20 protein-coding genes are annotated in these 23,409 nt (G+C 70.7%); 7 read left to right on the top strand and 13 right to left on the bottom strand.

Annotated features, from left to right (window positions below):
* Positions 1-194: 194 nt before the first annotated feature.
* Together EAO75_RS24575 and EAO75_RS24570 are read right to left on the bottom strand one after the other, a co-directional pair.
* A complete protein-coding gene (locus tag EAO75_RS24575) occupies positions 195-692 on the bottom strand; it encodes a GNAT family N-acetyltransferase (RefSeq protein ID WP_147997199.1) in 498 nt (165 codons plus the stop codon).
* Between the two features lie 94 nt (positions 693-786).
* Entirely contained in the window at positions 787-2,229 is a 1,443-nt protein-coding gene (locus tag EAO75_RS24570; RefSeq protein WP_187284566.1) for a GuaB1 family IMP dehydrogenase-related protein, read from the bottom strand.
* A 733-nt stretch (positions 2,230-2,962) separates the two neighbouring features.
* Between EAO75_RS24570 and EAO75_RS24565 the strand changes: the two genes are divergently transcribed.
* Positions 2,963-3,112: a LuxR C-terminal-related transcriptional regulator gene (locus tag EAO75_RS24565; protein WP_147997197.1), complete on the top strand. Its 150-nt coding sequence runs from the start codon at positions 2,963-2,965 to the stop codon at positions 3,110-3,112.
* Between the two features lie 12 nt (positions 3,113-3,124).
* Here EAO75_RS24565 and EAO75_RS24560 read toward each other — a convergent pair whose 3' ends face one another.
* The 3 genes from EAO75_RS24560 to rpe all read right to left on the bottom strand — a co-directional run bounded on the left by EAO75_RS24560 (position 3,125) and on the right by rpe (position 5,513).
* Positions 3,125-3,541, bottom strand: a complete 417-nt coding sequence (locus tag EAO75_RS24560) for a barstar family protein (protein WP_147997196.1) — start codon at positions 3,539-3,541, stop codon at positions 3,125-3,127.
* 163 nt (positions 3,542-3,704) lie between these two features.
* Positions 3,705-4,748, bottom strand: coding sequence for a sugar-binding transcriptional regulator (locus tag EAO75_RS24555; protein ID WP_147997195.1), 1,044 nt, complete (start codon positions 4,746-4,748; stop codon positions 3,705-3,707).
* Positions 4,749-4,826: 78 nt separating this feature from the next.
* Positions 4,827-5,513, bottom strand: a complete 687-nt coding sequence (rpe, locus tag EAO75_RS24550) for a ribulose-phosphate 3-epimerase (protein ID WP_147997194.1) — start codon at positions 5,511-5,513, stop codon at positions 4,827-4,829.
* A 134-nt stretch (positions 5,514-5,647) separates the two neighbouring features.
* On the opposite strand from rpe, the gene EAO75_RS24545 reads away from it, so the two are divergent.
* Positions 5,648-7,780: an MMPL family transporter gene (locus EAO75_RS24545; RefSeq protein ID WP_147997193.1), complete on the top strand. Its 2,133-nt coding sequence runs from the start codon at positions 5,648-5,650 to the stop codon at positions 7,778-7,780.
* Positions 7,781-7,893: 113 nt separating this feature from the next.
* On the opposite strand, the gene EAO75_RS47580 is transcribed toward EAO75_RS24545, so the two are convergent.
* Positions 7,894-9,594 (bottom strand): RsmB/NOP family class I SAM-dependent RNA methyltransferase, encoded by a 1,701-nt coding sequence (locus EAO75_RS47580; RefSeq protein ID WP_261989393.1) that lies wholly within the window; start codon positions 9,592-9,594, stop codon positions 7,894-7,896.
* Positions 9,595-9,668: 74 nt separating this feature from the next.
* Positions 9,669-10,601, bottom strand: a complete 933-nt coding sequence (gene fmt / locus EAO75_RS24525; RefSeq protein ID WP_147997192.1) for a methionyl-tRNA formyltransferase — start codon at positions 10,599-10,601, stop codon at positions 9,669-9,671.
* 298 nt (positions 10,602-10,899) lie between these two features.
* Here fmt and EAO75_RS24520 point away from each other — a divergent pair, with 298 nt between their 5' ends.
* Positions 10,900-11,442 carry a hypothetical protein gene (locus tag EAO75_RS24520; RefSeq protein ID WP_147997191.1) on the top strand — a complete coding sequence of 181 codons (543 nt, stop codon included), beginning with the start codon at positions 10,900-10,902 and terminating at the stop codon, positions 11,440-11,442.
* Between the two features lie 135 nt (positions 11,443-11,577).
* On the opposite strand, the gene EAO75_RS24515 is transcribed toward EAO75_RS24520, so the two are convergent.
* A complete protein-coding gene (locus EAO75_RS24515; protein WP_147997190.1) occupies positions 11,578-13,731 on the bottom strand; it encodes a primosomal protein N' in 2,154 nt (717 codons plus the stop codon).
* A 322-nt stretch (positions 13,732-14,053) separates the two neighbouring features.
* Between EAO75_RS24515 and EAO75_RS24510 the strand changes: the two genes are divergently transcribed.
* The 4 genes from EAO75_RS24510 to EAO75_RS47575 are packed head-to-tail and all read left to right on the top strand — an operon-like array spanning position 14,054 to position 19,193.
* Complete coding sequence (locus EAO75_RS24510; protein ID WP_315987306.1) at positions 14,054-15,424, top strand: helix-turn-helix transcriptional regulator; 1,371 nt, start codon at positions 14,054-14,056, stop codon at positions 15,422-15,424.
* A 54-nt stretch (positions 15,425-15,478) separates the two neighbouring features.
* A complete protein-coding gene (locus tag EAO75_RS24505) occupies positions 15,479-16,189 on the top strand; it encodes a toll/interleukin-1 receptor domain-containing protein (RefSeq protein WP_147997188.1) in 711 nt (236 codons plus the stop codon).
* A complete protein-coding gene (locus tag EAO75_RS24500) occupies positions 16,186-18,099 on the top strand; it encodes a hypothetical protein (protein ID WP_147997187.1) in 1,914 nt (637 codons plus the stop codon). The genes EAO75_RS24505 and EAO75_RS24500 overlap by 4 nt, the downstream gene beginning before the upstream one ends.
* Complete coding sequence (locus EAO75_RS47575; protein WP_261989392.1) at positions 18,096-19,193, top strand: hypothetical protein; 1,098 nt, start codon at positions 18,096-18,098, stop codon at positions 19,191-19,193. The genes EAO75_RS24500 and EAO75_RS47575 overlap by 4 nt, the downstream gene beginning before the upstream one ends.
* Positions 19,194-19,254: 61 nt before the next feature.
* Here EAO75_RS47575 and metK read toward each other — a convergent pair whose 3' ends face one another.
* From metK to EAO75_RS24470, 5 genes are all read right to left on the bottom strand, one after another.
* A complete protein-coding gene (gene metK, locus EAO75_RS24490; protein ID WP_147997186.1) occupies positions 19,255-20,463 on the bottom strand; it encodes a methionine adenosyltransferase in 1,209 nt (402 codons plus the stop codon).
* 240 nt (positions 20,464-20,703) lie between these two features.
* Positions 20,704-21,906, bottom strand: a complete 1,203-nt coding sequence (gene coaBC / locus EAO75_RS24485; protein ID WP_147997185.1) for a bifunctional phosphopantothenoylcysteine decarboxylase/phosphopantothenate--cysteine ligase CoaBC — start codon at positions 21,904-21,906, stop codon at positions 20,704-20,706.
* 122 nt (positions 21,907-22,028) lie between these two features.
* Positions 22,029-22,301, bottom strand: coding sequence for a DNA-directed RNA polymerase subunit omega (gene rpoZ / locus EAO75_RS24480; RefSeq protein ID WP_030247008.1), 273 nt, complete (start codon positions 22,299-22,301; stop codon positions 22,029-22,031).
* 64 nt (positions 22,302-22,365) lie between these two features.
* Entirely contained in the window at positions 22,366-22,923 is a 558-nt protein-coding gene (gmk, locus tag EAO75_RS24475; RefSeq protein WP_147997184.1) for a guanylate kinase, read from the bottom strand.
* A gap of 59 nt (positions 22,924-22,982) precedes the next feature.
* The gene (locus EAO75_RS24470) at positions 22,983-23,306 is read right to left on the bottom strand and encodes an integration host factor (protein WP_003977346.1); all 324 of its coding nucleotides are present in this window, start codon (positions 23,304-23,306) and stop codon (positions 22,983-22,985) included.
* Between the last annotated feature and the right edge of the window lie 103 nt (positions 23,307-23,409).

Raw genomic sequence — 23,409 nt, 5'->3', positions numbered from 1 at the left:
GACCGGCGGCACCCCTTGCAGCAGGGACCCACCGAGCGGGGTCCCTGCCACGCTACTTACGAGGCGACAGCCTACGAGGAGTGACGTTGCTGGTGAAATGCAGCAACCTTGCGTATGCCCGCAAGATCATTGCGTGTCTCGGGGTTGGGTGAGTGTTCGTTGCGGGGCGGCTGTCGACCGTTGCACAGGGCTGGTCAGAACAGGTCTTTGACGAGGAACGTGCACGCGTCGACCCAGTCGTGCAGCGCTCCGTCGGGGCCCTCGTACGACCAGCGGTCGTGGTAGTCGAGCAGGGGCTCGTAGCCGAGCCGCGCATAGAGCGCGGCAGCACGGGGGTTGTCCTTCGCGACGCCGATGCCGACGACGGTGATGCCGCGTTCGCGGGCCAGCGTCTCGGCGGCCTGGACGAGCGCGGTGCCGATGCCCCGTGAGCGCAGTTCCTCCGGCCAGACGCCCAGTCCGTTGATCTCGGGGCAGCCGGGCCGCGCGGTGCGCACTGCGGGGGCGTCGCAGCCGATCCAGCGCATCTCCACGTGCCCGACGGGCCGTCCCTCCAACCAGGCGACCAGATAGGTGCTTTCACCCCGCTGCTGACGTGCGAACCTTCGCGCATGGAACGACAGGGCGCCGGGCGAAGCGATGTGCCGGTCGAGCAGCGCCACATCGGCGGGTCCGCAGACGGTGATCTCCATGTCGCCGAAGTTACTTCCCGGAGCATGGGAACGGCCCCCAATTTTCCCGGCGGGCGGGACAACGGGGGCCGTACCAAAGGGCATTGACGAGGCGTCAGCTCCAGCTGGCGTGCAGCGGCTTGCCCTCCGCGTAGCCCGCGGCGCTCTGGATGCCGACCACGGCCTTCTCGGCGAACTCCTCCAGGGAGCCGGCGCCCGCGTAGGTGCAGGACGACCGCACGCCCGCGATGATCGAGTCGATCAGGTCCTCCACGCCCGGGCGGGTCGGGTCGAGGAACATGCGGGAGGTGGAGATGCCCTCCTCGAACAGGGCCTTGCGGGCCCGGTCGTACGACGACTCCTCGGACGTACGGTTGGCCACGGCACGCGCGGACGCCATGCCGAACGACTCCTTGTAGAGGCGGCCGTTCGCGTCCTGCTGAAGGTCGCCCGGGGACTCGAAGGTGCCCGCGAACCAGGACCCGACCATCACGTTGGACGCACCGGCGGCGAGCGCCATGGCGACGTCACGCGGGTGCCGGACGCCACCGTCGGCCCAGACGTGCTTGCCGTACTTCTTCGCCTCGGCGGCGCACTCCAGCACCGCCGAGAACTGCGGCCGGCCGACGCCGGTCATCATGCGGGTGGTGCACATCGCGCCCGGACCGACACCGACCTTGATGATGTCCGCGCCCGCCTCGATCAGATCCCGCACACCCTCGGCGGCGACGATGTTGCCGGCGACGATCGGCACCTGCGGGTCGAGCGCCCGCACGGTCCGGATCGCGGCGATCATCGACTCCTGGTGGCCGTGCGCGGTGTCGATGACGAGGGTGTCGACGCCCGCGTCGAGCAGCTGCTTGGCCTTGCCCGCCACGTCGCCGTTGATGCCGACGGCGGCCGCGACGCGCAGCTTGCCCTGCGCGTCGACGGCGGGCGTGTACAGCGTGGCGCGCAGGGCGCCCTTGCGGGTCAGGATGCCCGCGAGACGGCCCTCGGAGTCGACGGCCGGGGCGTAGCGCCGGTTGTGGTGGTCGAGGGTGTTGAAGGCCTCGCGCGGGTCGAGGTCGGCGTCGAGAAGCAGCAGATCCCGGGACATGACCACTTCGAGCTGCGTGAAGCGGTCCACGCCGGAGATGTCGGAGTCGGTGACGACACCGATCGGCCGCTGGTTCTCGTCGACGACGACACCGGCGTTGTGGGCGCGCTTGGGCAGCAGGGCGAGCGCGTCGGCGACGGTCTGGTGCGGGGCCAGCACGATCGGGGTGTCGAGGACGTGGTGGCGGCTCTTCACCCAGGCTACGACGTCGGTGACGACGTCGATCGGGATGTCCTGCGGGATGACCACCAGGCCGCCGCGCCGGGCCATCGTCTCGGCCATACGTCGGCCGGCGATGGCGGTCATGTTGGCGACGACCAGCGGGATCGTGGTGCCCGTGCCGTCCGGGGAGCTGAGGTCCACGCCCTGCCGCGAGCCGACGGAGCTGCGGCTCGGGACCATGAAGACGTCGTCGTACGTCAGGTCGTACGCGGGCTGGATGTCATTGAGGAAACGCACGTGCTGCACATCCCAGTCGATCAGAGGTGGCCCCCGGACAGGTCAGCCAGGGGGAAAGCACGTACTTCATTGTCCCATGTCGCCGGGTATGCGCGGGCTGGTCGGAACGTCCAGGCAGGTCACCGGGGCGTTTGTCGCATCCTCCGAAGCCCGGCCCGGCGGACTGCCGACCCGGGGTGCCCCGGGGGCCTTTCCGCGCCCTCCCTGGCCGGTGCCGGCTCCGATCCCCGGGCCGCCCCGGGGGGCCGACACCGACGCGGCCCCCGACCCGGCGTTCCTACGTGGGCAGCCGGAGCCCGTCCGGGGGCGCACGCGACCACGGTCGCCGCGACTGGGAGGAGCCGGTGAGCACGCAGCAGTACGGGCTCACCCTGCATCAGGAGTGCGCCTTATCAGGAGTGCGCCACCACGCTCGCTCGCCGCGCGGCAGCGGCCCGAGGCGGCCGAGTAGGCGTTCCGGACGGGCCTCGGGCAATCGGCGACGGTCGCGAACCCGTTCGACGGGGCACGGCTGGCCCTCGGCCTCGGTGTCTTCCTGCGCCGTACCGGTCGACGTGCCGCCGCGGCCGAGCACCTGCTGACCGCCCACGGCACCTTCGTGAAGCTGGGAGCGTCTGGCTCGCCGGGCGCTGTGCCCGCGAGCCGGCTGCGTGCGGACAGCCCGTAGGCTCGGACACAAGGGCTCCGCTGCCACTGACCCCGCAGGAACCGGCAGTGGCCCGCCTCGCCGCCGATGGCCTTCACCAACCGCCGTATCGCCCAGGAGCTGGTCCTGAGCGTCAAGACGGTCGAGTACCACCTCAGCCACGCCTACGCCACGCTGGGCATCGCGTCCCGAACGGCCCTGCCGGCGCGGCCGGCGCGGCCGGCGCCGAAGACCTGACCTCGGACGGCTCTAGCCGAGCGCCATCAGGACGACCAGTCCGGTATCCGTCTCCCGCCAGCGTGCGGCGGCGTCGGCGAAGATCTCCTGGAGGACGCCCCACTCGTCGGGCCGGGCCTTCGCGAAGACCTGCCACTCGCGGACGAGAATCAGCCGGCCCCCTCGCGTGGGCCACCACTCCAGGTCGCTGAGAGAGTCGGCGAGAGCGTCCCAGTTCGCACCGAACCAGTCGGGCAGGCGCAATGCGTCGGCGAACGCCGTCATGAGCCCGGCCTTGTCCGTGACACCGGAGAGGTCCAGGACTGCCGCCTCCCACTCTGCCGCCCGTGCCGCGTCCACGGCCTGCGCCGTCGGCAGAGCGGCAGGCCAGGACAGGACGCCGGGCGGCGTGGTGCCCGCGAGCACGGGCGCGAGCGGATCGTCGGTCATGTCAGCACCGCCCTGAACGATTCGTATGGATCATCGAGGTGACAGACCTCGCGCAGCCCTTCGAAGCTCCCGGACACGGCACACGCCCGTGGCGGGACTCCGGAGACGAGCCGCAGCACCACCCCGTCGATGCCGCCGCGGCCGTCTCCTTCATGACTTACCGTCAGTTCCCGTCCGGATCCGCCCTGTTGAGCGTGTTCTTCGGGGTCGGGCCGGACGTCATCAGGTAGTCCGCCGCCGAGGTGTCCGTCACCAGGGAGGTGACGAGCCCGGACCTCAGCACCGCGTCGATCGCGCCCGCCTTGCGCTGCCCGCCCGCTATGGCGACGACCTCGGGGATACGGCGGAGCTGGTCGGCCTTGACCGTGATGCACCGCTCCTGCAGGTCCCGCCCGACCCGGCGGCCCTCGGTGTCGAAGAGGTGCGCGGACAYCTCGGCGGCGACGCCGAGCGAGGCGTAGTGCGCCCGCTCCTCGTCGCTCAGCATGTCGTGCACCGTCGAGATGCCGGGCTCCCACGAGCCGATGGAGACGCAGGCGACGGTGACCTTGTCGAAGTACTCGAAGGCCCGCGCGATGCCGGTCTGGTGGCGCAGCGCCTCCGCGGTGGCCGCGTCCGGCAGCAGCATGGGCGCGTAGATGGGGTGGGCGTCGCCGCCCGACACCTGGGCAGCGCGGCGCACCGCCTCGACCGAACCGCGCTCGGCGGTCCCGGCGTCGTAGACGCCGGTCAGCTGCACCACCGTGCACGGCGGCAGCCGGTCGAGGGCCGCGGCCATGTGGATGGTGGACCGGCCCCAGGCCAGGCCCAGCACATCCCCTTCGTTCACGAGCTCGCCGAGCAGGTCGGCGGCCACTTCTCCCAGGTTCTCCGGGTCCGGCGTCTCCTCGGCCTCGGCCGGGGACTCGACCACGACGGCGTGCCTGAGGCCGTAGCGGGCGCGCAGCGCGTCAGAGCGCTCGGCGTCCAGTTCGGCCGGCACGCGGATCTCGATGCGCACCAGATCCCGTTCGAGAGCGGTCTCCAGGACCCGGGCCACCTTGAAGCGGCTGACGCCGAACTCCTCGGCGATCTGGATCTTGGATTTGCCCTCGAGGTAGAAGCGGCGGGCCATGGCCGCCGCCTGCACCAGCTCAGCGGGTCCCATCCGCATGGCTGACCGGCCCGCCGACATACCCGACACGGCGATCTCCTCACTGCTGTTCACACTCTGGATTCGCCGTTCATCCTTGCAGATCCGGCGCTCTTGATCCGCCCTGATGGGCGGCGTTCACGTTCCCTTGGCTCAGTGGTCGCATGCCCAGGCGGCGGACTTGGTCACGTCCTGCGCCTGGGCGCGCAACGCACGGACCGCCGCGGCGGGGTCGTCCGCCCCGTACACGGCCGAACCGGCGACGAAGACGTCCGCGCCCGCCTCCGCGCACCGCTCGATCGTCGAGGCCGACACCCCGCCGTCGACCTGGAGCCACAGGTCGAGGCCGTGCTTGCTGATCAACTCGCGGGTGCGGCGAATCTTCGGAAGCATGATGTCGAGAAACGCCTGACCACCGAAGCCCGGCTCGACCGTCATGATCAGCAGCATGTCGAGCTCGGGGAGCAGATCCTCGTACGGCTCGATGGGCGTCGCGGGCTTGAGCGCCATGGAGGCACGGGCGCCCTTGGCCCGGATCTCCCTTGCCAGCCGTACAGGGGCCGCGGCGGCCTCGACATGGAAGGTGACGGAGGAGGCCCCTGCTTCGACGTACTGGGGCGCCCACCGATCGGGGGCCTCGATCATCAGATGGCAGTCCAGCGGAGTGTCCGTCGCACGGGCCAGGGACTCTACGACCGGCACGCCGAGCGTGAGGTTCGGGACGAAATGGTTGTCCATGACGTCGACGTGGAGAAAGTCGGCTCCTTCGACCGCCTTCGCCTCGTCCGCGAGGCGGGCGAAGTCGGCGGACAGGATGCTGGGGTTGATCTGCACGGCCATGCCCCAAGCCTGCCATGCCGGAGCACGAATGTTTGCCCCGGTCCAGACCTAAGACGTTCATCCGATGTTATGTCCGGGCCGCGCGTGCCATGCTGGGCGGCCGGCCGGATCGTTGTTCGGCTGCGGGGGTGACCATGACGGAGATCCAGGAGAAGAACCGGCAGACGGGTTCGGGACAGCAAGGCATCGCGCATCTGGTCTGCGGACGACGCGCCAAGTGGGTGGTGCTCGTACTGTGGCTGGTGGCGCTGTTCGTGACGGCGCCGCTCGCGCAGAAGCTGACCGACGCGCAGGACAACGACGCTGCCTCCTGGCTGCCGGGGTCCGCCGAGTCCACCCAAGTCCTGGGGATCTCCGAGAACTTCCGGCCGGAGCAGATCCCCGCGGTCGTCATCTACGCCCGTGACGGTGGCCTGACGGCACAGGACCGGGCCGCGATCACCGAGGACGTGGCTCAGCTCAAGCAGCTGACCGACCACGGCATCCGGGGCGCCGAGACACGTGGACCCGTCTTCGACCGGGAGATCGACCCGCGCGCGGCCCAGGTGCAGGTCCCGATCACCATGGACGAGAAGGGCTGGGAGCGCATCGCGCCGGCCGTCGATTCCATCCGGGACGTCGTCGGGACGAGCAGCGGCGGGCTCGCCGTGCACATCACGGGCCCCGGCGGCACGTCGGCGGACTTCTCCGAGGCGTTCGAGGGCATCGACTCCACTCTCCTGCTCTCGGCGATGACGGTCGTCATCGTCATGCTCCTGATCACCTACCGCAGCCCGACCCTGCTCCTGGTCCCCCTGATCGCCGTGATCGTCGCCCTGTTCACCGCCCAGGCCTTCATCTATCTCCTGGCGGAACACGGGGGCCTGACGGTCAACGGGCAGAGCGCGGGCATCCTCACGGTCCTCGTCTTCGGCGCGGGGACCGACTACGCCCTACTCCTCGTCGCCCGCTACCGGGAAGAACTCCGCCGTCACGAGGACCGTCACGAGGCGATGGCCCTGGCCCTGCACCGCGCGGGCCCGGCGGTGCTGGCCTCCGGCGCGACCGTCGTGCTGAGCATGCTGGTGCTGCTGGCGGCGGAGATGAACTCGACGAGCGGCCTCGGCCCGGTGGCCGCGATCGGCGTGGCGGTGGCCCTGCTCGCGATGATGACCCTGTTCCCCGCGCTCCTCGTCATCTGCGGCCGCTGGATCTTCTGGCCGGTGATCCCCCACCTCGGTGCGGAGAACCCGCACGAGCGCGGCGCCTGGGCCCGCATGGGCCGCGGTATCGCTCAGCGCCCCCGCATGACCTGGGTCATCACGGCGGTGGTCCTCGCGGTCTGCTCCCTGGGCCTGATCCAACTGCGCGCCGAGGGGCTGAGCAACGCCGACGCGTTCACCGACAAGCCGGACTCGATCACCGGCCAGRAGATCTCCGAGCAGTACTTCCCGGCCGGCAGCGGCGACCCCCTGGTCATCGTCAGCAACCAGGCCCAGGCCCAACAGGTGGGCCGCGCCGTCGCCGAGACCCGGGGCGTCGTCCCCGAATCCCTCGGTCTGCCCCCGGGCACGAAACCGTTCTACGAGGGCCAGGTGCTCTTCGAGGCGACGATGACCGCTCCGGCCGACAGCGAGGCCGCGAAACAGACGGTCGAGCGGGTACGGGACGCCGTCCACGCGGTGCCGGACGCCGACGCCCAGGTGGGCGGGGGCACGGCGGCCCTCCTGGACATGGACAAGGCGACGACCCACGACAACATCGTGATCATCCCGCTCGTCCTGGTCGTGGTGATGCTGATCCTCGCGGGCCTGCTGCGTGCCCTGATCGCTCCCGTGTTGCTGATCGGCACGGTGATCCTGTCCTTCGCGGCAGCGTTGGGCATCAGCGCGCTGGCCTTCCGCCACATCTTCGACTACGCGGGCGAGTCGACCGACTTCCCCCTGTTCGTCTTCGTCTTCCTGGTGGCGCTGGGCATCGACTACAACATCTTCCTGACCACCCGCATCCGCGAGGAGGCCGCGCACCAGGGCACCCGCGAGGGCGTCATCACGGGCCTGGCCGCCACCGGCGCGGTCATCACCTCCGCCGGCCTGGTCCTGGCCGGCACCTTCGCCGCCCTGGGCACCCTCCCCATGGTCGCCTTCGCCGAAATCGGCTTCGCCGTGGCGCTGGGGGTGCTCCTGGACACGCTCGTCGTGCGTTCGGTGCTGGTGACGGCGTTGTTCCTGGATGTGGGGAAGAAGGTGTGGTGGCCGCACAGGTTGTCCCGGGAGGACGGGGACTGACGCATCTCAGCCCGGGATTTCAGCCCGTCCGGGGGTCCCCCCTGCTCGAAGCACCTTGGGGGAGTTTCTCGAAGCACCTTGGGGGAGTTCGAGGACAAGGCCCCCCACGAACCTCAGCCAACCCGCCGCATCAACGCCAAATACATCGCATCCGTCCCATGCACATGAGGCCACAACTGCACATCGGGCCCCTCCCCCAACTCCGACACCCCACCCAGCAACGGCCGCGCGTCGATCAGCTCAACCTCGGCCCCGTGCTTCACCACGTCGTCGACAACGGCCCGCGTCTCGGCAAGATGCGGCGAACACGTCGCGTACCCCACGACACCCCCCACGCGCACGGAGTCGATCGCATTGCGCAACAACTCCCGCTGAAGCGGAGCAAACCCATCCAGATCCTCGGGCCGCCGCCGCCACCGCGCCTCGGGCCGCCGCCGCAACGCCCCCAGCCCGGTGCACGGCACATCCACCAGCACCCGGTCAAAGCTCCCGGCCCGCCACGGCGGCCGAGTCCCATCAGCGGCGATCACCTGATACGGCCCCGGATTGCCGTGCAGAGCCTTCGCCACCAGCCCCGCCCGATGCGGCTGCTTCTCGGACGCGAGCAGCATGGCCCCCCGCTCGGCGGCGAGCGCCCCGAGGAGCGCGGCCTTCCCACCGGGCCCGGCACACCCGTCGAGCCACTTCGCGTCAGGCCCGTCGAGCGGCGCGTTGGCCAGGGCGAGCGCGACGCGTACGCCAACCTCGTGCTGCCGCCGCTGCTGCGCAAGGCGCGGGAGAAGGGCGACTTCGACGGGCGGGACGCCGCGCTCGCCACCGAGCTGGTGTACGGGACGCTGCGGCGGCAGGGGACGTACGACGCGATCATCGCCGCGTGTGTGGACCGGCCCTTGCGTGAGGCGTACGACGACGATCCCGAGGAGCATCTCGCCGTCGTGCACTCGCATCCGCGGTGGGTCGTCTCCGCGCTGTGGGACTCGCTCGGGGGCGGACGCGCGGGGATCGAGGCGCTGCTGGAGGCCGACAACGAGCGGCCCGAGGTGACCCTGGTCGCGCGGCCCGGGCGGGCCACGACCGAGGAACTGCTCGGCGAGCCGCACGGCGTACGGCGACCAGCGCCCCGCCACCGCGGCCTCCTCGCCGAGCAGTTCCTCGGTCGTGGCCCGCCCGGGCCGCGCGACCAGGGTCACCTCGGGCCGCTCGTTGTCGGCCTCCAGCAGCGCCTCGATCCCCGCGCGTCCGCCCCCGAGCGAGTCCCACAGCGCGGAGACGACCCACCGCGGATGCGAGTGCACGACGGCGAGATGCTCCTCGGGATCGTCGTCGTACGGCGGCGCGACCCGCTGGATCCACCCGTCGAGATCGTCCTGCGCGACCTTCCGCAGCACCGCGTTGACGAACTTGGCCCGCCCGTCACCCAGCACGACCCGGGCAAGCTCGACGGACGCCGACACCGCGGCATGCGTCGGAATCCGCGTCCCCAACAGCTGGTGCACACCCAGACTGAGCACATCCAGCACCGGCGGGTCCACCTCACGCAAGGGCCGGTCCACACACGCGGCGATGATCGCGTCGTACGTCCCCTGCCGCCGCAGCGTCCCGTACACCAGCTCGGTGGCGAGCGCGGCGTCCCGCCCGTCGAAGTCGCCCTTCTCCCGCGCCTTGCGCAGCAGCGGCGGCAGCACGAGGTTGGCGTACGCGTCGCGCTCGTCCACCGCGCGCAGCGCGTCGAAGGCGAGGACGCGGACGGGGTCCTTCTTGGGCCGTCGGTAGGGCTTGCCGGGTTTGTGGGGCCGACGGGAGGTGTCGCTCACGAAAAGGTGCTCCGGATTACTGGATGAGATGTACGACCAGCCTACGTCGCACGCTCGGCCCGGCGTACGGCCGGTTACGCCCCGAGGCTCTCCCCGTCCCCGATCCGCACGCCCCGCGCCCAGTCGGCGGCCCGCATCGGCTTCTTGCCCTGCGCCTGCACCCACAGCAACTCGACGGCGTACGACCCGGTCCCGACGTACACGTTGTTCTTCCCCACGGAGAGCGCACCGGGGGCGAGGTCGTCGCGCCCCGGAACCGGCTGCACATGGATGAGCTTGAGCCGCTCGCCGCGGAAGGTGGTCCAGGCGCCCGGCGCGGGGGTGCACCCGCGCACGAGCCGGTCGACGCGCAGGGAGGGCGCGTTCCAGTCGATGTGGGCGTCCTCGACGTTGACCTTGGGGGCGAGGGTGATCCCCTCGGACGGCTGCGGTACGGCCTTCAGCGTGCCGTCCTCGATGCCGTCCATGGTCGCGGCGAGCAGCCCGGCGCCCGCGAAGGCGAGCCGGGTCAGCAGGTCACCGCTGGTGTCGGTGGACCGGATCGCCTCGGTGACCGTGCCGTAGACGGGCCCGGAGTCGAGCCCTTCCTCGATGAGGAAGGTGGAGGCCCCGGTGATCTCGTCGCCCGCCATGATGGAGTGCTGCACGGGCGCGGCCCCACGCCAGGCGGGCAGCAGCGAGAAGTGCAGGTTGACCCAGCCGTGGGCCGGCACGTCGAGGGCGACGCGCGGCAGCAGGGCGCCGTAGGCGACGACGGGGCAGCAGTCCGGCGCGATCTCCCTCAGCCGCTCCAGGAACTCGGGATCGCGCGGCTTGGCGGGCTTGAGTACCTCGATCCCGGCCTCCTCGGCCCGCTCGGCCACCGGGCTCGCCACCAGCCTGCGCCCACGCCCGGCCGGCGCGTCGGGCCGCGTGACGACGGCGGCCACGTCGTGCCGCCCGGAGGCGATGAGAGCGTCCAGAGCGGGAACGGCGACCTCGGGGGTACCGGCGAAGACAAGCTTCATGGGTGGGCACGGGCCTCTCGGGCGGGGTTGGTTGGGCAACACACAAGTCTATGGGTGCGACACTCGGCGGCTCACGTCGGAGCACGACGAACGAAATCCGAGGCCGAAGGCCAAGGACTTCCTGCTCGGGCTGCTCGGGCGTAGACCCCACCCAGGGGCGTAGGCATATGCCCACACGCCCCCAGGGCGTGACCCGCAGAGCACTCCCGCGTTGGTCAAGAAAGAGTTGACCACAACGGGCCGCAAGCGCCGTCACCGCGGCCCTCTCCTTTTCAACGCCGGTTCGAGAGGCTTGTTCATGGCCGACCACGCAACCCACGACGCCCAGGCTCGGGCCAGCCTGCACTTGCTGGTGCGGGACATCGAGCGGGTCCGCCGGCAGGTGGACGCACTGCGCACACTCACCGCGCAACTGGGCAACGTCTACCGCCCGCGCCGCTCCGGTCCCTCCACGGGCTTCGTCGTCTACGGACGCGCTCCCGCCCCGACGGTCCGTCTTGCCCAGGAGCTGCGGGACAGCGTCGAAACCCTGGTCACGGCAGCCGTGGACTTCGACCGCTCGCTCGGCTTCTCCTGGGACGCGGTGGGCAGCGCCCTCGGCGTCACCAAGCAGGCGGTCCACCGACGCTACGGCGCGCGCCGCGCCGCCACCCAGGCGGCGGCCGAGGCCGAGCGGACGACCGAGCCTTCGGGCAGCCGGACCGTCAATGTCACCACCGCCCTCCCCACCGTGCCGACGGTCCCCGCGGCGCGCTCCATGCCGACGCAGCCGACGGCAGGCAGCCCCGGCCTGCGCGACGAGGCCAGGCCCACGGCGTTCCCCGGTCCGCGCAACGGCTGACCCCCAGCACTCTGCCCTCCCGGAGCGCACCCGGGAGGGCAGAGCCTTGTCCGGCCCCGTCCGCGTTCAGATCACGGCCGCGCTCTGATCCCTCGGTGCCCGAAGCCGGCCTCCGGCAGTCGGCATCCGCCGGCCTCACCCGATATCAGGCGGATCAATCCGAACCCGCACCGCGACCTCCCCACCCCCACGCGCCATCCGAGCCGCCTGCGCGGTCTTCAGCGCGGAGGCCAACGCGGCCCCGCTCCCCGGCGGAACCCGTATCAACGCCCGGTCCCAGTGCTCCCCCGGCGGCGGKCCGCCCACCCGCCGAGGCCGCCCCACGGCCGTGACCGGCATCGGCACGGGCCCGAGCACCTCGGCGTCCGGCGGCAGCTCGGCCGCACGGAGGAACTCGGCGATCGCCTCCCCGGGCCCGGCCACGGCAGCCATCCGCGACACCGGCGGAAACCCCAGCTCGGCCCGCTCGGCGAGCTCGCGCACCGCGTGCCCGACGGGGTCCCACCGCACCAGCGCCTGCACGGGCCGCAACGTGGGCTCGGCGACGACGACCACCGTCCCCCCGGCGCTCTGCGGCCGTACCAACGAGGCGGCCCCGATCCAGCGGCGCAGCGCGTCCTCCCCCGCCCGCAGGTCGGGCCGCCCGAGCATGGCCCAGCCGTCCAGCAGCAGGGCCGCCGCGTAGCCGCCCTCGGCGACGGGCTCGGCGCCCGGCGTGCTCACGACCAGCGAGGGTGTGCCCGGCACTGTGTCCAGCACATGCTCGCGCCCTGACGTCCGCACCGGAACGGCGGGAAAGGCCCGCCCCAGCTCCTCGGCGGTCCGCCGCGCCCCCACCACCTGGGCGCGAAGCCGGAATCCACCGCACTCCGGACAGTGCCAGGAACCCTCGTCCCGTCCGCACCACCCACACTGCAGATCGGCCCCGGAGCCCTGCGCCTCCAGCGGCCCGGCGCAGTGCCTGCACCGGGCGGGCGCCCGGCAGTTGGCGCACGCCATCCGCGGTACGTATCCCCGCCGAGGCACCTGCACGAGCACCGGCCCGTGCCGCAGCCCGTCCCGCACCGCCTGCCAGGCAAGCGTGGGCAACCGGGCGGCGCGAGCGGCCTCGTCCCGGGCGAGATCGCCGTCCCCGACGGTCCGTACGAGCGGAGCCGCGCCCCGCACCTGCTCCCGCGCGGCAACCAGCGGCCGGGCCCAACCGCTCTCCACGAGCTGCGCGGCCTCGACGGTGCAGCTCCAACTCCCCAGCAGAAACCCGCACTTGTCCTGGGCGGCCCGAAGCAACAGCACTTCGCGCGCATGGGGCTGCGGGGCGTGCAGCTCGCTGTGGCTGTCGTCGCCGTCGTCCCAAAGGGCGACCAGCCCCAGATCCTGCACGGGCGCGAACATGGCGGCCCGCGTCCCCACAACGGCCCGCACGCTCCCCCGCCGCACCGCCAGCCACTCCCGATACCGCTTCTCGGGCCCGGCATCGGCGGTCAGCACCGCATGATGCCCCTTCCCCAGGAGCGAGGTCAGGGCAGCGTCAACCCGCGCGACGGCCTTCCCGTCCGGCAGCACGACGAGCGCCCCCCGCCCGGAGGCCAGCGTGGCGACGACGGCCCGGGCCAGCTCGTCACTCCACTCGGGCCCGGGCAAGGCATTCCACACGGCACGCGGCGTGCCCCCGGAGGCGAGCGCCTCCAAGAAGCCGGCCCCTCGCTCATACCGCCCCCAGGACCCCGCCTCGGGCCGGCCGGGCGGCGCGAGCGGCTCCGGTGAGGGCCGCTGCTCGGCCCGGGCGCTGCGCGGCGGCACGGCGAGCTGCAACACATCGGCAAGCCCTCCGGCGTACCGGTCGGCGACGGCTCGCGCGAGCCCCAACAGCTCCTCGCTCAGGACCCGCTCGGGCGAAACGACCTGCGCGAGCGCCGCGAGCGGACCCGCATAGTCGGACTCGGCGACCCGCTCGACGAGGAACCCGTCAATGAGCCCCCCGCCCTCACGCCGCCCGTCTCGCACCCGATGCCGCCCGGCCCCGAACCGCACCCGCACCCGCACCCCGGGCTGTGCGTCCTCGTCCAGCTCCTCCGGCACGGCGTAGTCGAAGTACCGGTCGAGATGCAGCACGCCCTTGTCGACCAGCACCCGCGCCACCGGCAACCGCTCGGCGAGCCTGGCCCCCCGCCAGGTCCTGGGCTTCGCCCGCGGCTCCTGGGCCTTGCGCACACTCTCCCGAATGAGCGCGAGCTGCTCGGGCGACGCCCCCTCGGCGCCGCCACCACCAGTCCCGTTCTCGCTGCTCACGCTTGCATTCTTACCAAACCCCACTGACAACCGACGCCCACCCGACCTCCGAACGGCGACGGCCGGCGCGCTGCCTTGTCCCACCTGGCCTCGCGACCGGGAGATCACCGGTGCGGGAATCCGCAAGCATGGCCCGCCGGCCATTTCCGTGATCATTCCAGCCGCCCACTTCGAGCCATGCTTCCCGAAACCCTCGGGCCAGGTATCAGAACTGGAAACGGGAAACTCCGCCGTCCGCCTTGCCCGAGTCGCTCACCGAGCCGACTCTGATGGGACCGTACGGCCCGAGAGACCGGGGACGTCGGCCCAAGGGGGGAGACAGGTGCTGGAGCAGCCACCTGCGTTCGGCGCCGAGTTACGGCGCATGCGCATCGCGGCCGGACTCACGCTGGCGCAGCTCGCGTCGTCGGTGCACTACAGCAAGGGACAGCTCAGCAAGATCGAGACCGGTCAGAAGCGCCCGTCTGCCGAACTGGGCAGCCTGTGCGACGCCACGCTCGACGCGCACGGTGCGCTGGCCTCCCTGGTCCCCGCGCGGCCTCCCGGGGCAGCCGCCGTCCGGCCCCTGAAGCGCGATCCCGTCGCCTCCGAGACAACAGGAGCCGTGCCCCGCATGGACGAAACGCCTCCGCGATCGCCGGTTCCACCCTCGCGTCGCCAGGTGATCACCGTGGGAGCTGCCGCGGTCCTGTCGGTCGGGCCTGGCGAAGAGACGACGCCACCCGGCATCCGACCCGTATCCGTATCCGTATCCGTATCCGCGCCCGCGGACAGCCCGGCAATCGGCACCGAGGCCGTCGGCGAACCGCTGTTGGACGCCTACCGCGCCCTCCTGGCTCAGTACCGTCGGCTCGGCCAGGTGTCGCCCCCGGCCGCCGTCCTCCCGGTGGTCGCCGAGCAGACACGTGCGCTGCGCACACTCGCGGAGGGGACGGGTTCGCGGACCGGCCGTGAACTGCTCGCTCTGGCCGCACGTTTCGCCGAGTTCACGGGCTGGCTGTCGCAGGAGGCGAACGACGACAACGCCGCCTTGCGCTGGACCGCGCACGCCGTGGACCTGGCCGCCGCCTGCGGTGATCGTGACCTGGCGTCGTACGCGCTGGTGCGCCGAGCCCTGATCACGTACTACCGCGGCGAGGCCGACGACACCATCGCCCTGGCCGAGGGCGCACTCTCCGGCCGGCTGCCTCCGCGTATCCGGGGCCTGGCCGCCCAGCGCGAGGCGCAGGGCCAGGCGCTCGCGGGAGATCACGACGCCTGCATGCGGGGCCTGGACCGAGCGCGCGCACTCCTCTCCAGAGATCCGGGCCCCGCACCCGGAGCCCCGATCCTCGGCACGACCCACGTCGACGATCCCGTTTCCATGGTCACGGGCTGGTGCCTGGTCGACCTGGGCAGGCCACGCGCCGCCGCCGACATCCTCGACCGTGAGTGCGCTCGGCTGCCCACCGACGCGTGGCGCACTCAGGTCCGCTACGGCGTCCGGCGTGCCCTCGCACACGCGCGCGCCGGAGAGATCGACCACGCCTGCGAGCTCACCGAGCAGTTGCTGCCGCTCGCCTCGAGCGTGTCCTCCGCGACGATCGCAACGGACCTGCGCCGTCTGTCGCGCACGCTCTCGCGCCACCCGCGCAGCCGGTCGTATCTGGCCGTCTCCCCGCGCCTCACAGCAGTCCTCACCCCCGCTCCCTAGCGGCGCAGCCCGCGTTCCCCTCCTGTGTCCCTCCGGAAGAGAGGCCGATCTGCCATGCCCGACGTCTTCATCAATTACCGCACCGGTGACGGAGAACAGGCGGCCGCCACCCTCGACGGCGCCTTGTCCGCACGGTTCGGGAGGGATCGGATCTACTACGCCAGCAAGTCGATCCCGCCCGGCACACCCTTCGACGGTCATCTGATCCACAGTGTGCGACGCAGCGGGGTGCTCATGGCTCTGATCGGCCCCGGCTGGATCGGGCACGAGGCGCTGCGCAGCGACGGCGACTGGGTCGGCAGGGAGATCCAGGAAGCCTTCCTCTGCGACATCCGGGTCATCCCCGTGCTGCTGGGCCGCAGGACCGAACGCCCCACCAAGGACGAACTTCCGCCCCCGCTGAGGAAGCTCGCGGACTGCCAGAGCTTGCGCTACGACCACCAGAACAAGGAGTACGACCTGAAACAGATCGGGGACAACCTGGCCAGGCTCGTACCAGAACTCGCCGCCGCCGACAGCGAGGCTCCCTCGGAGCAGAAGCCTTCGGCGCCGACCCAGAACATCGCAGGTGGTGTCCATGGCGCCGCCGTCCAGGGCACGCTCAGCGGTGAGGTCAACACCGTCCGAGAGGCCCACGGGCCGGTCCACATCGGCCCCAGCAGCGTGCGTATGGGCGACGGCGGCAGTTACTTCCAGGGCGGCAACGAAGGCGGCATTCGGCAGAACTTCGGGCGATCGCGTCCCGAGGAGGACGACGAACGGTGAGCGACGGAAGCGGAGGCACATACACCGTCCACAACTACTTCGGAACCGAGCCCCAGCCACTCCTCAAGTCTCCCGACGCGTCGCCCAGGCGGGTCGCTGACGATCAACTCGTGCGGCTCCAGCGGGAGTTCGCTCGCCCTGAGGGCATGAATGAGGCGTACGACGTCCTGGCGCGCGAGCACACCGTCATCCTCCACGGGGCACCTGGCAGCGGGCGGACCTCGGCGGCCCGCGTCCTGCTGTGCGAACTCCCGGGCGACGACGGCACGTATCACGAACTCACTCCGGAGGCTCCCGAGTCGGGCGTCGGCCGCTGGCTCTCCCCCGACCTCGTCGGCGAGCACGACCGCATGCTGCTCGACCTGTCCTCCGTGGACGAGCGGACCTGGGCCGCCGTGCACGATGAGCTGTCCGGATTCCGGCATGAGGTCCGGCTCAGGGCTGCGTTCCTCGCGCTGGTGCTGTCACGCCGGTTCGAGGAGAGGCTCTCGCCCCAGTTCACGCAGTTCCGTAGGCGGATCGGCCGACCGGACGAGTGGGAGGCCGTCAACCGGAACCTGCGGCTCGCCGGAGTACAGATGAGCGTCCGGGATCTGGCGCCTCCCGCCCTGCGGACGTACCTGGGCAGCGGACCACCCATGCGAGACCTGGCCCGACTGGCCGAGCGCATCGGCATCGCCGCTCGGGGGCCCGGGGACTTCGCCGCCTGGTGCGAGGCCGCCCTCGCCGCCCAGACGGACCGCACCCGCGATGTCGCCGACACCGTACGCCGGCTGCGCAAGGGCAGACACCGCGCCCTGTTCCTCACGACGGCGATGCTGGACGGCGCACGCCCCGAGGCGGTGCACCGCGCCACGAACCTCCTTGTCGACGAGGCGGGTTCCACCCATGACGAGCGCCCGCTCCTGGAGCACAAGGGTCTTTCGCTGCGCCTGGAGACGGTGGGAGCCGAACTGGGCCCGGAAGCACGAGTGCGCTTCACCGAACCGGGCTTCGCGGACGCCGCGCGTCGCCTCTTCTGGAACGACCTGCCCGATATCCGGGAGCCACTCGGCAACTGGCTGACCAAAGCCCTGCGAGTGCGAGAACTCGATGAGTCGGACGCGGCGGAAGTCGTGACACGGTTCACCGACCTGTGTCTGAGCACGGGAGAGTTCGAGCGGCTCACCAAACTCGTCGAGCGCTGGACCCTTGACTCGGCGCACCGCGCGACGGAGGTACGAGCCGCTGCCCACCTACTCAAGCACGGCATCGAGGACGAACGGTGGAACGGCAAGTTCCGATCGGCGGTCTACCACTGGAGCACCAATCGACTGCCCAAGCATCTTCGCGAGGTTCTCGTCGAGGTCTGCGCCAAGGTGATGCCGATCCACCATCCCGAGCCGGCACTCGTAAGACTCCACCACCTCGCCCGCAACGAGCCACAACCGAGTGTGGTGGCCCGCCGAGCCCTCCTCGACTACGTGGACCAGGACGTCCGGCTGCAGCGCCGCCTGCTCGCCAGGCTGGCCACTGCACAGGCCGAGCGGCACCACCGCGTCGACGCAGATCTGTTCCTGGACCTCACGAAGTTGCCCGATGACTTCCTCCTGGCGGCACCGACGCAGGAATGGCTCACCCTGTGCTGGCGCATGGCCTTCGACCTGCTCACCCCGAATCGCTGGGCCCCCTGCACCACGAGCTGGTTGGCTCACGCGGACCTGGTCGGCGACGAAGAACTCGTCGAAACGGCCCTGAGCATCCTGGTGGATGCGTCAGGTGCTGCTTATCCGGTACTCAGCCGCATCTACGCGGACGCCCGCCGGATCGTCTCGCCCGAGCTGGCCTCCCGCCTCCTGAAATCGATCAACACCGCGCAGCGCGCCCGCTTCACGCGCCGGGCGCCCGACCTGGAGGTGTCTCCGTCATGAGCTCCGGCCAGAAGACCGTCTCGGCGTTCCTCAGCCTGATCAGCGCACTGGTCGTCCTCATCCTGGGGCTGACACTGCACTGGCCCTTGTGGATGTGGCTGGGCGCGATCACCGCGCTCCTCGCCGTATGGTCGTTCGCGACGCACTCGGCGATCCGCGCACGCAAACGCGATCCGTTCCCACCCGGATCCCTGATCGAGCAGCCGGCTCCCCCATCCGTGGAACGCCAGGAGCGGTACGTGAGTCGCGTCCCACTCCCCAGCCGCGAGGCCGACTACGACTTCCTGTTCTCCGCCCGAGTGCGCTGGATGCCGGTCGACCCCATGGCGAGCGAGCAGCTGATCAACCCCGGTGCGCTGGCCGTGGAGGCGGTCCTGACCCGCGCAGGCCGGATCACCGCGTCCATGCCGCCCTCCAGAASCTCACTCGTCCAGCATCAGCTCAACGCGGCGCTCGGTGTCATGGAGCAGGACCGCGACGAACACCTGCACGCGATGGCCCTGGAGGTCGAGCTCACCCTCACGGACGAGGACCAGGAGCGGCTGGACCGGCTGGCGGCGATCCGCAAGGACGAGGCCCTGTGGGAGCACCAGCGAAAGTACGAGCAGAACAAACGCGAGTACCTCGGCAACGACGTGCTCACGAGCACGGGCAGCGCGGTCGTGTGGTGGCTGGCGAAGAACGACGACCACGTCGAGAAGACCGTCAAGGACCTGGGCCTCCTGGCCCGGCTCTCCTCCGCGGCGAACGACCGGGAAGTCGACGAGCCCTTCCGATACCTGGTCCCGGAGGCATTTCCGCCTCCCCCGGAGCAGGACGGGGCAATGACGGCCCCCGGCCGCGGAGCGACCCCGCCCCAGCACATGGCCACCGCTGCGGATCTCTTCGCGGACTTCTTCCGGAAGGTTGGATTCCGTCCCGGGGAGGACGAGGCCACGCTCATCGTGGATCAGGTCGCGATGGCGATCGCCTCGCGGGACACGGTGACCGCCGCGGAGATACGGCGCCGCTTCGGCGGCTTTCCCGTATCCGCGCACACGAACGGTTCCGGCCCGGCTCAGAAGGACGACGACAACGAGCGCTACGACACCTGACAAACGCCGAGGCCCGGCCCCCAAAGGGACCGGGCCTCGCGCAAACCCGTGGAGCCGGGCCTTACAGCCCCGCAGCCTTCTGCAGCGCCTCCACCCGGTCCGTCCGCTCCCAGGTGAACTCCGGCAGCTCACGGCCGAAGTGACCGTAGGCGGCCGTCTGGGCGTAGATCGGACGCAGCAGGTCCAGGTCGCGGATGATCGCGGCCGGGCGCAGGTCGAAGACCTCGTCGATGGCCTTCTCGATCTTCTCGGGCTCCACCTTGTGGGTACCGAAGGTCTCGACGAACAGGCCGACCGGCTCGGCCTTGCCGATCGCGTACGCCACCTGCACCTCGCAGCGCGATGCCAGACCGGCCGCGACCACGTTCTTGGCGACCCAGCGCATGGCGTACGCCGCCGAACGGTCCACCTTGGACGGGTCCTTGCCCGAGAAGGCACCGCCGCCGTGGCGGGCCATGCCGCCGTACGTGTCGATGATGATCTTCCGGCCCGTCAGCCCCGCGTCACCCATCGGACCGCCGATCTCGAAGCGACCCGTGGGGTTGACCAGCAGACGGTAGTTCTCCGTGTCCAGCTTGATCCCGTCGTCGAGCAGGGCCTTCAGCTCCGGCTCGACCACGAACTCCCGGATGTCGGGGGCGAGGAGCGAGTCCAGGTCGATGTCGCTCGCGTGCTGCGAGGAGACAACCACCGTGTCCAGACGGACCGCCTTGTCGCCGTCGTACTCGATGGTGACCTGCGTCTTGCCGTCCGGGCGCAGGTAGGGGATCGTGCCGTTCTTGCGCACCTCGGACAGGCGCTTCGACAGGCGGTGCGCCAGGAAGATCGGCAGCGGCATCAGCGTCGGCGTCTCGTCCGACGCGTAGCCGAACATCAGGCCCTGGTCACCGGCACCCTGACGGTCCAGCTCGTCTTCGTCGCCCTCGACCCGGGTCTCGTACGCCGTGTCCACGCCCTGGGCGATGTCCGGGGACTGCGCGCCGATCGACACCGACACGCCGCAGGAGGCGCCGTCGAAGCCCTTCTTCGAGGAGTCGTAGCCGATCTCCAGGATCTTGCTCCGGACCAGCGTCGCGATGTCCGCGTACGTCTTGGTCGTGACCTCTCCGGCCACATGCACGAGCCCGGTGGTGATCAGTGTCTCGACGGCGACCCGAGAGGTCGGGTCCTCGCGCAGAAGCGCGTCGAGAATGGTGTCGCTGATCTGGTCAGCGATCTTGTCGGGGTGACCCTCGGTCACGGACTCCGAGGTAAACAGGCGACGGGACACAACGCTCCCTGTGGTTGCAGCGGCTGCTGGCTGATCATTGGCGGACGGGACGGGGGCTGCGCCCGGCGTCGTCCAGAGGACAGTTTATCTGTCGTGCTCGGTCACGGACCCCCTGTCTCGCCTCTCGGGAGCGCTGTGACCTGCGGCACGGGCATTCTGCCCACTCTCACACACCCTTGACCAGGGATGCCACACCCGAATCGAGGAAGCCACCAGTGAAGCCCGAGCGCATCAAACAATTCACCCCAGTCGCCGCGCCACCAGGTCCCACACCGTTTCGGCCAGGGCCTCCTTCGGGCCGTGCGGTACCGGGGTCTCGCTGCCGTCGGCGCCCAGGACGACCGCCTCGTTCTCCTCCGAGCCGAACGTCTTGCGCTCCCCCACCTCGTTCACCACGAGGAGGTCGCACCCCTTGCGTTCCAGCTTCTTGCGGCCGTTGGCCAGCACGTCGTCCGTCTCGGCGGCGAAGCCGACGATCACCTGACCGGGTCGGGCGCGGTCGGTGGAGATCTCCGCGAGAATGTCCGGATTACGCACCAGAACGATGGGTTCCGGGTCCTCGCCGTCCTTCTTCTTGATCTTCCCGGTGGCATAGGTCGCGGGGCGGAAATCGGCCACCGCRGCCGCCATCACCACCGCGTCGGCGTCCGAGGCGGCCTTGAGGACCGCCTCCCGAAGCTGCACCGCCGTGCCGACCGGTACGACGTCCACGCCGGCCGGGTCGGGCAGCGCGGGATTGGCGGAGACCAGCGTGACGCGGGCGCCGCGGGCGGCGGCGGTGCGTGCCAGGGCGTAGCCCTGCTTGCCGGAGGAACGGTTACCGAGGAAGCGAACGGGGTCGAGGGGCTCGCGCGTGCCACCGGCGCTGACGACGACATGCCGTCCCGTGAGGTCCGGCTCGGTGACGCCCCGGGCCAGCACGCGGCGGCAGACCTCGAAGATCTCCGCGGGCTCGGGCAGCCGGCCCTTGCCGGTGTCCACGCCGGTGAGGCGGCCGACGGCGGGCTCGATGACGATCGCGCCGCGCCGGCGCAGTGTCGCCACGTTCTCCTGGGTGGCCGGGTGCTCCCACATCTCGGTGTGCATGGCGGGGGCGAAGACCACCGGGCAGCGGGCGGTGAGCAGGGTATTGGTGAGCAGGTCGTCGGCGAGGCCGTGCGCGGCCTTGGCGAGCATGTCGGCCGTGGCCGGGGCGACGATCACCAGGTCGGCGTGCTGGCCGATGCGGACGTGCGGGACCTCGTGGACGTCGTCCCAGACCTCCGTCGAGACGGGGTTGCCGGAGAGGGCGGACCAGGTGGCGGCGCCGACGAAGTGCAGAGCGGAGGCGGTGGGGACGACGCGGACGTCGTGACCCGACTCGGTGAGTCTGCGCAGCAGCTCACAGGCCTTGTACGCGGCAATGCCGCCGCTGACCCCCAGAACGACCTTCGGCTTGTCCACCGGCTCTCCCCGAATCGGCTCAGGTGCGCCAGGGATCAGCGCACGACTCCACTACACACCACAGGCCCGGCAGTCGCGCTGCCGGGCCTGTGGAAAAGTCAGCTTCAAGCTGTAAATCGTACTTACTGCGCCGGGCCCTCGACAGCCTCGGACGTCAGCAGACCCGCGTTGATCTCACGCAGGGAGATCGAGAGCGGCTTCTCGTGGACGTGGGTGTCCACCAGCGGACCGACGTACTCAAGGAGGCCCTCGCCGAGCTGCGAGTAGTACGCGTTGATCTGGCGGGCCCGCTTGGCCGCGTAGATCACGAGGCTGTACTTCGAGTCGGTGGCCTCGAGGAGCTCGTCGATCGGCGGGTTGATGATGCCCTCGGGCGCGGAGATGGAAGAGGACACGCTCTACCTTCCGATGGATGGGAAAGATTCAGTGGATGTGATCACTCGGAACGAGCAGTCACGATCACACAACGTCCACCAAGGCTAGCAGCTCGCGCGCCACGTCCTCGACGGAGGTGTTGACCAAGGTCATGTCGAACTCCGGCTCGGCCGCCAGCTCGACCTTCGCCGCCTCCAGCCGGCGCTCGATCACCTCGGGCGGCTCGGTGCCACGTCCGGTGAGTCTGCGCACGAGCTCCTCCCAGGAAGGAGGAGCCAGGAACACCAGCTGAGCCTCGGCCATGGACTCCCGGACCTGCCGGGCCCCCTGGAGGTCGATCTCCAGCAGGACGGGCTCACCCGCCTCCAGCCGCTCCAGCACGGCCGCACGCGGCGTGCCGTAGCGGTTGCCCGCGAACTCGGCCCACTCCAGCAGCTCGCCGTTGGCGATCAGCTTGTCCATCTCGTCGTCCGTGACGAAGAAGTAGTGGACTCCATGCCGCTCGCCGGGGCGGGGCTTGCGGGTCGTCGCCGACACCGAGAGCCAGACCTCGGGGTGTTCCTTGCGCATATGGGCGACGACCGTGCTCTTGCCGACCCCTGAAGGGCCGGAGAGCACGGTCAGCCGCGGACGTTCACTCATGCAGCGATTATTCCAGCAATCCCGGAGTGCCCGGGACTCCCTGTCCCAACTGCCGGGAGTCAGGAACCGGTGCTGCCGAACTCACGCTCCAGGGAAGCGATCTGGTTCGAGCCGAGGCCACGCACACGGCGGCTCTCGGAGATGCCGAGTCGCTCCATGATCTGCTTGGCGCGGACCTTGCCCACGCCCGGCAGGGACTCAAGCAGCGCGGAGACCTTCATCTTGCCGATGACGTCGTTCTCCTGGCCCTGCTTGATGACCTCGTGCAGGGAGGCGCCGGAGTGCTTGAGTCGATTCTTGACCTCGGCCCGCTCCCGGCGAGCCGCGGCGGCCTTTTCGAGCGCGGCTGCGCGCTGTTCAGGGGTAAGGGGCGGAAGAGCCACGCCTACGTCACCTCGGATGTCGAACTGTCGGATACGGACCGGTGAGGAACCTAGTCGCCCCACACCTGGGGAGGCACGAGCAACACGCTGCCCGTTCTCCCCC

Origin of the sequence: Streptomyces sp. UW30, from assembly GCF_008042075.1 — a bacterium.
Lineage (GTDB): Bacteria > Actinomycetota > Actinomycetes > Streptomycetales > Streptomycetaceae > Streptomyces.
The sequence above is the reverse complement of the archived record's forward strand: the minus strand, read 5'-3'. Positions and strand labels throughout refer to the sequence as shown.

What these genes read in the sequence shown, in the direction of transcription:
- EAO75_RS24520 (WP_147997191.1), top strand. Translation starts at nt 10,900, where the DNA reads ATGGCCGACCACGCAACCCACGACGCCCAGGCTCGGGCCAGCCTGCAC.
- gmk (WP_147997184.1), bottom strand. Translation starts at nt 22,923, where the DNA reads ATGAGTGAACGTCCGCGGCTGACCGTGCTCTCCGGCCCTTCAGGGGTC.
- EAO75_RS24560 (WP_147997196.1), bottom strand. Translation starts at nt 3,541, where the DNA reads ATGACCGACGATCCGCTCGCGCCCGTGCTCGCGGGCACCACGCCGCCC.
- EAO75_RS24575 (WP_147997199.1), bottom strand. Translation starts at nt 692, where the DNA reads ATGGAGATCACCGTCTGCGGACCCGCCGATGTGGCGCTGCTCGACCGG.
- rpe (WP_147997194.1), bottom strand. Translation starts at nt 5,513, where the DNA reads ATGGCCGTGCAGATCAACCCCAGCATCCTGTCCGCCGACTTCGCCCGC.
- EAO75_RS24565 (WP_147997197.1), top strand. Translation starts at nt 2,963, where the DNA reads ATGGCCTTCACCAACCGCCGTATCGCCCAGGAGCTGGTCCTGAGCGTC.
- EAO75_RS24505 (WP_147997188.1), top strand. Translation starts at nt 15,479, where the DNA reads ATGCCCGACGTCTTCATCAATTACCGCACCGGTGACGGAGAACAGGCG.
- fmt (WP_147997192.1), bottom strand. Translation starts at nt 10,601, where the DNA reads ATGAAGCTTGTCTTCGCCGGTACCCCCGAGGTCGCCGTTCCCGCTCTG.